This is a genomic window from Myceligenerans salitolerans, from assembly GCF_017349295.1.
Lineage (GTDB): Bacteria > Actinomycetota > Actinomycetes > Actinomycetales > Cellulomonadaceae > Myceligenerans > Myceligenerans salitolerans.
Map to the genome: position 1 here is coordinate 57,629 of NZ_JAFMPK010000019.1, position 12,579 is coordinate 70,207.

The 12,579-nt window shown below is 72.3% G+C and carries 9 protein-coding genes and 1 tRNA gene; all 10 read right to left on the bottom strand.

From position 1 onward, the window contains the following. Positions 1 to 28 precede the first annotated feature (28 nt). The 10 genes from J0911_RS20110 to phnD all read right to left on the bottom strand — a co-directional run bounded on the left by J0911_RS20110 (position 29) and on the right by phnD (position 12,378). On the bottom strand, positions 29 to 1,327 hold the full coding sequence (locus J0911_RS20110; protein ID WP_307864871.1) for a HupE/UreJ family protein: 1,299 nt from the start codon (positions 1,325 to 1,327) through the stop codon (positions 29 to 31). Further along, a complete protein-coding gene (locus J0911_RS02250; RefSeq protein WP_207273771.1) occupies positions 1,303 to 5,244 on the bottom strand; it encodes a metallophosphoesterase family protein in 3,942 nt (1,313 codons plus the stop codon). Before J0911_RS02250 ends, J0911_RS20110 begins: the two co-directional genes overlap by 25 nt. Before the next feature lie 109 nt (positions 5,245 to 5,353). Beyond that, positions 5,354 to 6,676 carry an acyl-CoA dehydrogenase family protein gene (locus tag J0911_RS02255; protein ID WP_207273772.1) on the bottom strand — a complete coding sequence of 441 codons (1,323 nt, stop codon included), beginning with the start codon at positions 6,674 to 6,676 and terminating at the stop codon, positions 5,354 to 5,356. A gap of 225 nt (positions 6,677 to 6,901) precedes the next feature. Beyond that, positions 6,902 to 7,996 carry a hypothetical protein gene (locus J0911_RS02260; protein ID WP_207273773.1) on the bottom strand — a complete coding sequence of 365 codons (1,095 nt, stop codon included), beginning with the start codon at positions 7,994 to 7,996 and terminating at the stop codon, positions 6,902 to 6,904. After that, positions 7,993 to 8,535 (bottom strand): SigE family RNA polymerase sigma factor, encoded by a 543-nt coding sequence (locus J0911_RS02265; protein ID WP_207273774.1) that lies wholly within the window; start codon positions 8,533 to 8,535, stop codon positions 7,993 to 7,995. The genes J0911_RS02260 and J0911_RS02265 overlap by 4 nt, the downstream gene beginning before the upstream one ends. Before the next feature lie 183 nt (positions 8,536 to 8,718). Next, positions 8,719 to 8,800, bottom strand: a tRNA-Leu gene (locus J0911_RS02270). Positions 8,801 to 8,848: 48 nt separating this feature from the next. Further along, positions 8,849 to 9,742 carry a phosphonate ABC transporter, permease protein PhnE gene (gene phnE, locus J0911_RS02275; protein ID WP_207273775.1) on the bottom strand — a complete coding sequence of 298 codons (894 nt, stop codon included), beginning with the start codon at positions 9,740 to 9,742 and terminating at the stop codon, positions 8,849 to 8,851. Then, positions 9,739 to 10,545: a phosphonate ABC transporter, permease protein PhnE gene (gene phnE / locus J0911_RS02280; protein ID WP_207273776.1), complete on the bottom strand. Its 807-nt coding sequence runs from the start codon at positions 10,543 to 10,545 to the stop codon at positions 9,739 to 9,741. Before phnE (J0911_RS02280) ends, phnE (J0911_RS02275) begins: the two co-directional genes overlap by 4 nt. Next, positions 10,542 to 11,321, bottom strand: a complete 780-nt coding sequence (gene phnC, locus J0911_RS02285) for a phosphonate ABC transporter ATP-binding protein (protein WP_207273777.1) — start codon at positions 11,319 to 11,321, stop codon at positions 10,542 to 10,544. The genes phnE (J0911_RS02280) and phnC overlap by 4 nt, the downstream gene beginning before the upstream one ends. Before the next feature lie 67 nt (positions 11,322 to 11,388). After that, positions 11,389 to 12,378 (bottom strand): phosphate/phosphite/phosphonate ABC transporter substrate-binding protein, encoded by a 990-nt coding sequence (phnD, locus tag J0911_RS02290; RefSeq protein ID WP_207273778.1) that lies wholly within the window; start codon positions 12,376 to 12,378, stop codon positions 11,389 to 11,391. Positions 12,379 to 12,579: the final 201 nt, after the last annotated feature.

Here is a 12,579-nt window from a genome sequence, read left to right on the forward strand (position 1 = left end):
CGCGGTCCCCGGCCGCCGGGAGCTCTCCTCAGCCCGCCGGGATCAGCCGCTCGACCATCCACCAGAGGGCGACCAGGCCGATCGCCACCGAACCTGCCATGAGCAGCCACCGCGCCGCGCGCGGCGCCCGCGACCGCAGCACCACCAGCAGCGGGAACGCCACTGCGACGATCCCGAGCTGCACCGCCTCGATCCCGATGTTGAACACGAGCAGCGACCACAGCAGATCCCACGACCAGGCCGCGTCGATCCCGAGCGCCCCGGCGAACCCGAGGCCGTGCACCAGCCCGAACGCGACCACCACGGGCAGCCGCCACCGGTCCCACAAGGTCTCCCGCCGCCCCGAGGGCCGCGACCAGCGCAGGGTATCTCGCAGGTCCACCCGCACGCCGCCGCCCGCCACGACGCCGCCGCCCGCCACGTCGTCGTCGGCCGCCACGTCGTCGTCGGCCGGCGACCACCGCCCACTCCCTCGGCGCCCGCCGCGCCACAGCCCGGCGAGGTCCGCCCCCGCCACGACCGCGATGGACGCCGCGATCACCGGCTCCACGACCGCGCCCGACACGGTCACCAGCCCGAGCGCCGCGAGCAGGAAGGTCACGGAATGTGCCACGGTGAACGCGGTCGCCACCAGCACGACGTCGCGCAGCCGCCGCGCCCCGATCAGCAGCGCGAGGAGAAACAGCACGTGGTCGGGCCCGAACAGCAGGTGCTCGGCCCCGAGCAGGAAGAATGACCCGAGCTGCTTCGCGAGCCGCCACTCGCCCGTGGCCAGGGTGGGCGAGGACGCGGTGAGCACGGCCGAGCCCCGCTCTCCGTCCAGGTCGTAGCGCACGAGGGTCTCGGCCGAGTGCACGAACGACTCCTCGTCCGGGAAGAGTGCGCTGGTCACCCGGTGTGCCTGCCCGGGGTCGCCGTCGCACGCGTACGCGTAGTCGAGCGCTGCGTACGCCACCGAGTTCCGCTCCACGACGTCCGCACCGAGCAGCGACGGCGCGCACGGCTCGCCGTCGTAGGCGACCTCGAACCGCGCGGTGACGTACGCGTCGACGTCGGCCTCGTACTCGGCGAGCTTCGCGACCTGCGCGTCGCGGCCGGCCGCGGCGTAGGCGTCGGCCCGCAGCCAGGCGGACTTCATCAGCAGGTCGTACTCGAGGTCGAGCGTGGCGACCACGTCGATGTCCGACGTCGTCGTGCCGGTGACCTCCGCGTACACGTCCGACGTCGCATCATGCGCGACGGCAGGCCCGGCGACGGCGACCAGAGCCGCCGCCGCCAGACTCACCAGGGTGATGCGCCGGATCACTTCCGCGCCGTCGTGAACCACGCCGGGGACGTCGTCGCACGGCCGCCGCCCTCCGTGCGAGCCGTGACGAGCCAGGCGTAGGTGCGGCCGGGCCGCAGGCGGCCGGGCCATTCCACGCTCGCCGTCCCGCCGGCCGCCACCGTGTCGCGCCCGATCTCCGCGACCGGGTCGTACAGCACGACCGCCTCGGTCTCGAAGCTCGTGGTGCGGCTGGTCAGGTCGACGGGCAGCACCATGTTGTCCTCGAGGCCGTTGAACCGCCGGTCCTCGTCGTACTCGGTGGCACCGAACTCACCCAGCAGCGGCGAGTAGGTGTCCACGTGCATCTCGCCGGCGGCGACGTCGAACTGGAGCATCCGGAAGAACGACGCCCCGAACCGCAGCTTCGTGGCGGGGTCGTAGCCCGCCTGGTCGAGCCCGAGCCGGTCGGCCCGTACCGTGTAGAACTGGTAGTCGGCGAGCAGTTCCACGACGCCGTGCCCGATGTCGCCCACCACCGGCGGCCGCACGTTCGTGCCCACGCCGTGCCGGTGCCCGGCAAGCACGAGGAACACGTTGTCGTTGTCCCGCACCAGCAGGTCGTACAGCAGCGGCCCGTCCGACCCACCGAGGTTCGCACCGCGCCCGTCCGGCGAGGAGGACGGCTCGAGGTAGTCGTGCGTGAGCAGGATGCCGTTGCGGTCGGAGTAGCGCTGGAAGACCGACGCCGCCCACTCGGCCTCGTCCCGCGTGACGCCGTAGCTCAGCCCCACCACCACGAAGTCGAGCCCACCGGCCGTGAACAGGTCGTAGTGGTTCTCGTTCGAGCCGGGCGTCATCGTGCCGCCGTACGTCGCGTCCTCCCACTCCTTCGACAGCGCCTCGTACCGGTCCGGCCCGAAGTACTCGTTGTACAGGGTCGGGTCCTGGCCGGACTGGTTGTCGTGGTTGCCCGCGACGACGCCGTTCGGGATGCCGGCGGCGTCGATGCGGCCCTGCGCCTGGGACGCGAACTCGAACTCCCCGATGACCTGCTCCTCGAGCCCCGGCGCCAGGGTGCGGATGTTGTTCTCGACGATGTCGCCGGTGTGCGCGACGTACGCGATCTTGCGCTCGTCGGCGTTGTCCACGACCCAGTCCATGACGCCGGTGTAGGCGCTGCCCCAGGTCCGGCGCTCCCGTTCCGTGGCGCCCTCGACAGCGCCCTCGGAGAGGTACTGCGTGTCCGTGTAGTGCACCATGGCGAAGTCGTAGTCGTCGGGGTCGGCGAACCGGTCGGGGTCACCGGGGTCGATGTCGTCGGCGAACGGGTCGGTGCCAGTGACCATGGCGTGGACCGTGCCGCGGGTGATGTGCTCGGGTCCGACGGCGGCCTCGAGCGCGGTGTCCGCCTCGGCGGCGCCGCGCCGGGTCGCCAGAGCTTCCCACGCCCGCTCGTCGGCGTTCCACGCGTACAGGGTCACCAGGCGTGCCGGATCGGCGGTGCCCTCCCAGCGCAGGACCGGCTCGGTGACCCGGCCGCGTACGCGCACGTCGAACCGCTGGTAGGTGACGTCCGCAGCCGACGGCGACGGCACGACCCGGCCGTCGCCCGGCGCGAGCCCGCGGGTGTCCCTGATCCGCTTCTCGCCCGGCACCCGCAGGGTCGTGGGCACGCCGGCCGACTCGCCCTGCCACGCGCGGGTCGGGGTGAGCGCCTCGGCCTGGGTGAACACCGTGGTCACGTCCCCGCCGTCGGGCTCGTTCACCGTGGCCGACAATGTCACCGGCGCCCGCACGTCCCGCGTCCCGGAGGCCGGCGTGAGCGCGGACGGCACGTCCGGGACGCCGGCGGTGGTGAACGACACCTCGCGCACGGACTCGTTGCCCAGGCCGTCCGTCGCACGGACCTCCAGGGTGTGCTCGCCCGCGGCGAGCCCCGGCCCGACCGGGTCGCCGACGGCGATCTCGGCGCCGTCGAGCGTCAGGTGCGGGCCGTGGACGACGCCCGAGTCGTCGCTCAGCTCGACGGACAGCGGCACGCTCGTGGTGATCCGGTCGCCCTCGGCGGGGGTGCTCGCGGCGACGGCCGGGCCGCTGTTGTCGGTGGTCACGGTGCGGGTGGCGAGCTCGCCGGTGGTCGACGTCGCCGCCAGCGTGTGCTCGCCGTCAGGCAGCTCGGCGGTGCGGACCTGCGCGAGCAGGCCGCGCGCCGGCGCGTCGACGTGGAAGTTCCAGTCGGCCTCGACCTCGGGGTTCACGCTGGACCCGCAGCTGCCGTCGCCGATGTTGTGGGTCGTGCGCATGCTCACGTGCGTGGCCGTGCCCTCGGCCGGGATCAGCTCCGGGGCGGACAGGGCGTAGTCGTCGCGGTTGTCGCCGCAGGACGTGCCCTCCAGCGTGCCGGCGATCACGTCGACGCGGTTCCAGCCCGCGAGCAGCCACTGGTTCGGCACCGTGACCTCGACCCGCTCGGACACGTAGTCACGTTCGTCCAGGTCCACGCGTTGGCCATTGACCAGCAGGTACGAGTGGTAGCGGGCCTCCATCGAGTTCGAGCCGATGTCGAACGCGAGCGTCGCGTCGCCCGCGCCGAGCGAGTCGGCCAGGGAGACCCCCGGGGCATCGATCGTCCAGATGAGCTCGACCTCCCGCAGCAGCGAGTCGTTCGACCCGCACGAGCCGTCGCCCATGGCGTAGCGGTCGGCGACGTCGCGGCCCGGCACCGGCTCGCCGTCGTACACGAGCTCGAGGCCGGAGACGGTGAAGTCGTCGCGGTTGACGCCGCAGGACGAGCCGTAGTCGCCGGTGACGATCTCGACCGTGTTCTCGCCCGGCACCAGGATGCTGCCCGGGAGGATGACGTCGACGCGCTCGTCGGCCCAGTCGCCGCCCAGCTCGACGCGGTGCCCGTTGACCCGCAGAAAGTTGTGGAAGGCGTCGTCGATCGAGTTGGCGCCGACGTCGAACGAGAACGTCGCCGCGGTGCCGCCGAGGTGCTCTGCCGCGGGCGGCGTCTCGCCGTCGACGGTCACGTCCACGACTCCGCCGTCACCGCCCGCCGGGGCCGCCGCCACGACCGGGAGGATCCCGTTCGCGACCGTGCCGTCCAGCGGCATGAGGCTCGGGGCGCCGGCCGGAGCGTTGTTGACCGTCACGGTGTGCGTGGTAACGGCACCGGTCTCCGTGCCGGCCGACAACTCGTGCGTGCCGTTGCCGAGCGCCGTCGTGTCGAGCTCGGCCGTGAGCCTCGTGGTGGCCTGCGGGTCGCCCTGGACGAAGAAACTCAGCTCCGCGCCGAGCAGCTTCGACGTGTTGGACCCGCAGTTCCCGTCCCCGAAGTCGTACGTGTACTCGTTCTCCTCGCCGTCGGCGGTCTCGCCGAGCAGCTCGAGCGTGACGTTCGAGAGGACGAAGTCGTCGTGGTTCGTGCCGCAGGAGGTGTTCTCCTTGGGCCCGGCGAAGATGCCGACGACGTTCTCGCCCGTGGTCAGGTACTCGTTCGGGACCTCCAGGGTGGCGCGCTCGCTCGCCCAGGTCTCGGGCTGGTCGATGCGGTGGCCGTTGATCTCGAACCAGTTGCCGAACGACCGGTCGGCCGAGTTGCTGCCCACGTCGAACCGGAGCGCGGAGGTCCCGAGCGTCTCCGTGGCGCCGGGGAGGACCTCCCCGTCCACGCGGAGGCTGGTGACGCTCGCGCCGGGTGCGGTCGGCGTGGCCGCGACGGTGACGGTGCCCTCCAGGTAGTCGCCGTCGCCAGGCGTCAGGAGCGGGGCCGACGCCGGCTCGTCCGCCCCGGGTCGGCCGGGCTTCCGGTCGGAGCCGGTGAAGTCCGCCGCGGAGGCAGTTGTCGCGACGCCCCCGCCCGTTGTGGTCGCAGCCGACGACGTCGCCGCCCACGTGGTGAGCAGCAGCGTCGTCGCAGTCGCAGCTGCCGCCGCCTGAAGCAGTCTCCTGCGTGATCGCCCGATCGCGCGCATGGCGGTCCCTTTCAGTTGCCTGAGGATCGCGTCTCAAGCTGCCCGACAAGGATGAACAGGAATCGACTCCTGCTCGAAGACTGCGGGAACGTCCCGCGATGCGGTCGGCTCAGCGGAAGGCCTGGAGGCCCGTCAGGTGACGGCCCAGGATGAGGGTGTGGACCTCGTCGGTGCCCTCGTAGGTGCGCACCGACTCCAGGTTGTTGGCGTGACGCAGCGGCGAGTGGTCGAGCGTCACGCCGTTGCCGCCGAGCACCGTGCGAGCGGTGCGGCACACCTCGATCGCCGTGCGGGCGTTGTTCAGCTTGCCCGCCGAGACCATGTGCGCCTCCAGCCGTCCGGCGTCCTTGAGCCGGCCGATCCGCAGGGCCAGGAGCTGTGCCTTGCTGATCTCGAGGGCCATGTTCACCAGCTTCTCCTGCGTGAGCTGGTGCGACGCGACGGGGACCCCGAACTGGACGCGCTCGCCGGCGTAGGCCAGGGCCGCCTCGAACGCGTCGCGGGCCGCGCCCACCGAGCCCCAGACGATGCCGTACCGCGCCTCGTCCAGGCAGGCGAACGGCCCGCGCAGGCCGGGGTTCTCGGGCAGGATCGCGTCCTCGGGCACGCGCACGCCGTCCAGTGCGACGTCGCACTGGATCGAGGCGCGCATCGACAGCTTCGGCTCGATGGGCGTGGCCGTGAAGCCCGGCGACGACGTCGGCACCAGGAAGCCGCGCACGCGCTCGCGGACCCGCCCACGCCCCGCGATCTCCGCCGGACGCGCGTCCGACCCGACGCTGCCGTCGAGCCGGGCGTCCGCGGCGCCGTCGGGCACCGCCCCGGCGTCGGGCACCTCCCCGCCGTCGGACACCGCCCCGGTGTCGTCGTCGGACACCTTGGCCCAGATCACCGCGACGTCCGCGATCGACGCGAGGCCGATCCACCGCTTGGCCCCGTCGATCACCCACTCCCCGCCGTCGCGGCGGGCGCGGGTGGTCATGCTCGCGGGGTTGGAGCCGGCGCCGGGCTCGGTCAGGCCGAAGCAACCGATCGCCTCGCCGCGCGCGAGGCGCGGCAGCCACTCCTCCTTCTGTGCGGCCGAGCCGTGCTTGTGGATCGCGGACATCACGAGCGAGCCCTGCACGGACACGAAGGTCCGGATCCCGGAGTCGCCGGCCTCGAGCTCCTGACAGGCGAGGCCGTACTCGACGGCGGACCGGCCGGCGCAGCCGTACCCGTCCAGGTGCATCCCGAGCAGGCCCAGCTCGCCGAGCTCGGGCACGATCTCGCGCGGGAACACGGCGTCGGCGAACCACCGCGCGATGTTCGGCCGGATCCGCCGGTCCGTGAACTCGCGGACCCGATCGCGCACCTCGAGTTCGGCGGCCCCGAACTCGGACTCGATGTCCAGCAGATCCGCGGGCGAGGAGGAATGAACGACTGTGGTCATGTCACGGACTGTAACGGCTCCGGCACCGCGCGCTGCCCTCCGCGGTCCGTCCGACGCCGCGGCAGCACCACCGCAAACAGACCCAGCCGGCGTGACAGCGCCGGGGGTGACAACGCCAGCCGGGTGACGGAGCTGGGCCCTGATCAGCGGATGCCGATCAGGGCCCGGACCGAACGGATCGCCCGTGCGGGTTCTCGCGCGGAACCGGCGGAGCGAGGGGTGTTCTCAGCGGAGCGCGAGCGTCCCCGCGACCTGGAGGGCCAGGTCGGTGCCCGCACCCTTCGGGGCGACCACGCGGACCTGGTACGTTCCGCCGTCGGCTCGGCGCACCGTGATCACCGTCTCGCGGCTGCCGTCCTCGTCCGTGACGGAGCCGAGGGTGACGTAGTCGGCGCCGTCGAGCGGGAAGGTCCCGGCTCCGCTGTCGGCGCCGGGCACCGCGAGGGCGTCGCGGCCCTCGGCCCAGTAGGTCACCCAGATCTCACGCTTCTCGGCATCGTCGAACCAGGTGCTGGACGTCGAGTCGCCGGAGTCGGTGTGCGGGCCGTCGTACTCCCCGCCCGCCGGAATCCCGAATTCCAGACCGTCGACCTCCTGGACGCGCCAGCCGCCCGGCAGACCGCTCGGAAGTTCGACGACGGGCAGCTCGTCCGTCGATCCGAAGAGCTCCTCCACGTCGGCGGGATCGGTGCTGACGGAGAGCGTCCGGCGCAGGCCGGCAAGGATCGTGTCGAGCGCTTCCTGCGACGGCACGTTGACCACGGCCTGGTAGAAGTAGCCGTCGGCCCGCTCCACCTCAAGGTTGGCTGCCACACCGGTCTGGTTGTCGTACCGGTACAGCGCCGCACGCTCGGCCCCGGGCACGTCCCACTCCGTGGTGTCCTCGGGCGGCCCTGCCCACCCGGGTTCGGCGCCCACCTGGAGCTGGAACTGCTCGGTGATCGTCTCGTCGGTCCACAGCGTCCCGGGCTCGCCGTTGACTCCGATCGAGTCGTGTTCGATCCAGTCGGAGGGAACGGCGAACGTCAGTCCGCCGAACTCGTATGCGGACCATCCTGCGGGGATGTCGGCGTCGGGTGACGCCACCGGCTGTACCGCGGGCGCCGACGCCCCCGGGAGCTCCGGCTCCGGCTGCGGCTGTGCCAGGGCGACCCCGCCGACCACGGCCAGCACCGCGGCCGCCGCGCCCACCGCACGGACGACGACGCGCCGGCGTCGGACACGGTGCATCGCCGTCGCCGCCATGGTGTCCGCGTCGGCCCAGGCCGGCGGCTGGATCGCCGCGACGACGCGCTTCTCGCTCGTCAGGAGGTCGTTCATCGCTGTGGCTCCTCGTCGGTCGTTCCCAGGACGGTGCGCAGGTTCGCCAGGCCGCGAGACGCGGTCGACTTGACGGTTCCCCGGCTGATGCCGAGATCCTCGGCGGTCTCCTGCTCGCTGCGGTCGAGCAGGTAGCGCAGCACGACGACACGGCGCTGCCGCGGAGGGAGCTGCGCGAGGGCGTGCACGAGCCGGTCCCGCTCGTGCACGGCGGGCTCGCGGACCTCGTCCGCGCGGTCGAAGGTCTCCGGCTCGCGCAGCACGTCCCGCCGCGTACGGCGCCACGCGTCGATCCGCGACGTGACGAGCGCCCGCCGCGCGTAGGCGAACGGCGACCCGTCGCGCACGCGGGGCCACGCGCGGAAGGTCCGCTCCAGGGCGAGCTGGGTCAGGTCGTGGGCGCGGTGCTCGTCGCCGCACAGCAGGTAGGCGATCCGGTACAGGACGGGCATGGAGCGCCGGGCGAACTCAGTGAACTCCCGCTCCGTCGTCGCACGGACGACGACGGACACGCCGTCCACAGCCGTGGCGGCGGTCATGTCGGGTCTCCCGGGGCGTGCGCCGGACGGTCGGGTGGGGCAGTACTCGGCGGCACTGGCTGGTTGTCGGTCATCACGCCCCAAGAAGACGCCGCTCGGTGGTACGGGGTTGCTCCTCCGGGCAGACCGCCGTGCAATCGTCGCCACCGGCGGCGGCCCTGCTCTTCGCAGGGTAGCTTCGAGTGCGCGAGGCGGGACTCGAACCCGCACGTCCGAAGACACCAGGACCTAAACCTGGCGCGGCTGCCAGTTACGCCACTCGCGCGCGGACCTCAGTGTAAGCGGTGCTCCCTCCCGCGTGGCCCGCGCCGGCTCATGCCAGCGCCTCCGCCTCGCCGGCCACCGGGTCCTTGCCGCCGCCCGCGATGATGCGGTGCCGCACCCGCGCCGAGAGCTGGTCCACCAGGACCGTGACCGCGATGACGAGGAACAGCGTGATCCCGATCCGGTCCCACAGCCGCGCCTCGAACAGCTGGGTGAGGATCGAGCCGATGCCGCCGGCGCCCACCGCGCCGAGGATCGCCCCGGCCCGGATGTTGATCTCGAACCGGTAGAGCCAGAGCGCCACGATCTCGGGCAGCGCCTGCGGGAGCACACCCCAGGCGAGCACGTGGAGCCGTCGCGCGCCGGTCGCGGCGACCGCCTCGACGGGACGCGGGTCCACCGCCTCGATCACCTCGCTGCCGAGCTTCCCCAGCGTCCCCACCGAGCCGACACCGAGCGCCAGCGCACCGGCCAGCGGCCCCAGACCGAAGATCGGCAGCATGATCGCGATCGCCAGGATGAGCTCCGGGATCGCACGGATCACGTTGAGGACCTGCCGGGTGACGAACACGACCGGCCTCGGCGAGACGTTCCGGGCAGCGAGGAACGCCGCCGGGAACGACAGCACCGCGCCGACGAGCGTGCCGATCCACGCCATCTGCAGCGACTCCACCATGTACTCGAAGGCCTTGGACCAGTAGTCGGTGTACGGGTCCGCCATCGGGTTCTGCAGCACGCCGCGGGTCATCAGCCGCAGGTAGTCACCGAGGATGCCGGGCGCCTCGGACAGGCGGGCCCACTGCGCGTCGACGGTGACGACGCACAGGACCACGACGACGGCGGTCACCAGGGAACCGGTGACCTGCCTCCACGGGTTCGGCCGCTTCGGCCGGTCACCGTCCACCGGCCCCGCGGCGGGCGGACGCGTCCCGACGGTCCTCATATCAGCCTCCTGCGCAACCACGCCGAGGCCTGGTCGAGGACGAACACCACGACGACGAAGACCGCCACGATCGCGGAGATGTGCGAGTACTGGAAGCGGGACAGCTCGGTCTTGATGACCTGGCCGATACCCCCCGCGCCGACCAGGCCGATGACGAGCGAGGCACGGATGTTCAGCTCGAAGACGTAGAACGAGTACGACAAGAAGTTCGGCATGACCTGCGGGAGCACGGCTGCCACGGCACGCTGCACCGCGCTCGCGCCCACGGCGGTGGCGGCCTCGACGGGGCCGCGGTCGACGGCGTCGACGCTCTCCGCCGTGAGCTTCGCCGCGACACCCACGTTGAACGCGAACAGGGCCAGGATGCCCGCCAGTGCCCCGTTGCCGACGACGGCGACCGCGAGCAGCGCCCACGCGACGTCGGGCAGCGAGCGCTCGACGGCGAGCAGCGCCTTGAGCGTGCGGGCCATCCAGGGCGGTGCGGTGACGTCGCTGGCCATGTGGGCCAGGACGAGCGCGAGGAGGCAGCCGAGGGAGCCGGCGACGACGGCGAGCTGGAGCGTCTCGAGCCACTGTTCCCGCACCCGCCAGGCGAACTCCCAGTCGGGGCGGAAGAACTCGGCGACGACCTCCCGCCCCCGGGTGAGGTCGGAGAACAGTGGCGCGAGCGTGAACTCGATGCCGAGCGCGGCCCACACGGTGACGACCGCGCAGGCGATCAGTCCCGCGTAGAGGCCCCACGGCGGGCGCGGCTTCGGCGGTACCGCCCGTCCCGGCGCGGGCACGGTGGTCGTGGCGGTCATGTCAGGCGGTCCACCTCGGCGGTGGAGACGTCCTGGACGCTCAGCGAGCGGCCGTAGATGCTCTCGAACACCCTGTCGTCGACCTCGGCGGCGGGCCCGTCGAACACGATCCTCCCGGCGCGCATGCCGACGATCCGGTCGGCGAAGCTCTTGGCCAGGTCCAGGAAGTGGAGGTTGACCACGGTCGTGATGCCCAGTTGCCGCTGCACGCGGCGCAGGTCCGCCATGACCGCGTTGGCCGTGGGCGGGTCGAGCGAGGCCACGGGCTCGTCGGCGAGCACCACGTGCGGCTGCTGCGCCAGAACGCGCGCGATCGCGACACGCTGCTGCTGGCCGCCGGACAACCGGGAGGCCCGCACGTACGCCTTGTCGAGGATGCCGACGCGGTCGAGCGCGTCGAACGCGATCTCCTTGTCCGCCGCGCCGTACACGCCGAACAGCGAGCTCACGGGCGAGTGCGAGAGCCGGCCCATGAGGACGTTCCTCAGGACGCTGACACGGGTGACGAGGTTGAAGCCCTGGAAGATCATGCCGACGTCGGCGCGCAGGCGTCGGAGCGTGCCCCCGCGCGCGCCGTCGACCCGCTGTCCGTTCACCTCCAGCTCGCCGGAGGTCACGGGCACGAGCCCGTTCACGGCGCGGACGAGCGTCGACTTGCCTGCCCCGGAAAGGCCCACGACCACCACGAACTCGCCCTCGGGTATCTCCAGGGAGACGCCGTCGAGCCCCTTGGTCCCGGTCGGGTAGGTGACGTGGACGTCACGGAAGGTGATCATCGGTTTCTCCCGTCCGTCGTGGTGGGCCCCGTGCCCGGCACGCCGGGCCCGGTGCCCACCTCCTGCCTCACTCCGCGTCGCCGAAGTTCGCCGCGACCTGGCGGGCGGCGTCCAGCGCGTCGAGGTCGGCGGGCTCCAGGCCTTCGATGCCGTACACCGCGTCGAGGGCCGCGAGGCCCTCCTCGCTCTCGGTGAGTGCCACGAAGGCGTCCGTGATCCGCTGTGTCGCCTCGTCGGAGAAGGAGCCGGCGACGGCGACGCCGTCGTTCGGGATCTCGGGCGACGACGCGAACACGACGACCTCCGTACCGGCGTCCGGCTCCTCCTCGAGCACCTCGGCGCGCGCGTCGTTGAACGAGACCCCGATCGGGGCGTCCCCGCGTACGACGTTCAACACGGAGTTCGGGTGCCCGCCCGCGAAGATCGACGTGATGTCCGTGAGGGGGTCGATGCCCTGGACCTCGGCGAGCTGGGTGGCGGGGTAGTAGTACCCGGAGGCCGAGCCCTCCTCGACGAAGGAGATCGTGGTGCCCTGTTCGATGAGCGCGAGCGCGTCCTCGCCCGTGGGGCCCTCGACGGCCTCGGCGCCGTTGCAGAAGGCGAACTCGGTGCCGTCGTCGTCCGTCTCGGTGACGACCTCGTCCAGGCAGTACGTGTCCGGGTCGTTCGTCATCCACTGCGTGTGGTAGGTCGAGGAGCCGTAACGCACGGCCTGCAGCACCGCTTCGGCGTCGGCCTGGTCGACGGCCTGGACCAGGGCGACCGGGCCGAACATGCCGATGTCGGCCTGCTCGGTCTGCATGGCCACGACGAGGGCGGCGTAGTCGGTCGACACCGAGGTCTCCACCTCGACGCCGAGCTCCTCCCCGAGGAGGTCACCGAGCACCTCGGCGTCCTCGACGAGCTGGTCCTGGTCCTGGGACGGAACCAGGCCGAGGGTCAGGGTCTCCGGAACGTCGCGCTCCTCCGAGCCCGAGCCCTCGTCGGTGCCTCCGCCGCAGGCGGTCAGGGCGAGGGCCGCGGCCGCCGCGACGGCGATACCCGCAGATCGCTTCATCAGGTCTCTCCTCGTGAGAAGGTGGCACGCGGCCGGTATCGGCCACGCCGAACGCACCTCACGCTAGACACAGGTCGCGGTCCGATTCCTTCCGGGCGGTGACGGCCCGGCGAATTCGAGGTCACGGTCCGGACTCGGCGGACATCCGGGGGGCGGCGGCCGGACGGCGGCGCGGGCGGCGGCGAGCTCCTGACCGGCACG

What these genes read in the sequence shown, in the direction of transcription:
- J0911_RS02250 (WP_207273771.1), bottom strand. Translation starts at nt 5,244, where the DNA reads ATGCGCGCGATCGGGCGATCACGCAGGAGACTGCTTCAGGCGGCGGCA.
- J0911_RS02255 (WP_207273772.1), bottom strand. Translation starts at nt 6,676, where the DNA reads ATGACCACAGTCGTTCATTCCTCCTCGCCCGCGGATCTGCTGGACATC.
- J0911_RS02260 (WP_207273773.1), bottom strand. Translation starts at nt 7,996, where the DNA reads ATGAACGACCTCCTGACGAGCGAGAAGCGCGTCGTCGCGGCGATCCAG.
- J0911_RS02265 (WP_207273774.1), bottom strand. Translation starts at nt 8,535, where the DNA reads ATGACCGCCGCCACGGCTGTGGACGGCGTGTCCGTCGTCGTCCGTGCG.
- phnE (WP_207273775.1), bottom strand. Translation starts at nt 9,742, where the DNA reads ATGAGGACCGTCGGGACGCGTCCGCCCGCCGCGGGGCCGGTGGACGGT.
- phnE (WP_207273776.1), bottom strand. Translation starts at nt 10,545, where the DNA reads ATGACCGCCACGACCACCGTGCCCGCGCCGGGACGGGCGGTACCGCCG.
- phnC (WP_207273777.1), bottom strand. Translation starts at nt 11,321, where the DNA reads ATGATCACCTTCCGTGACGTCCACGTCACCTACCCGACCGGGACCAAG.
- phnD (WP_207273778.1), bottom strand. Translation starts at nt 12,378, where the DNA reads ATGAAGCGATCTGCGGGTATCGCCGTCGCGGCGGCCGCGGCCCTCGCC.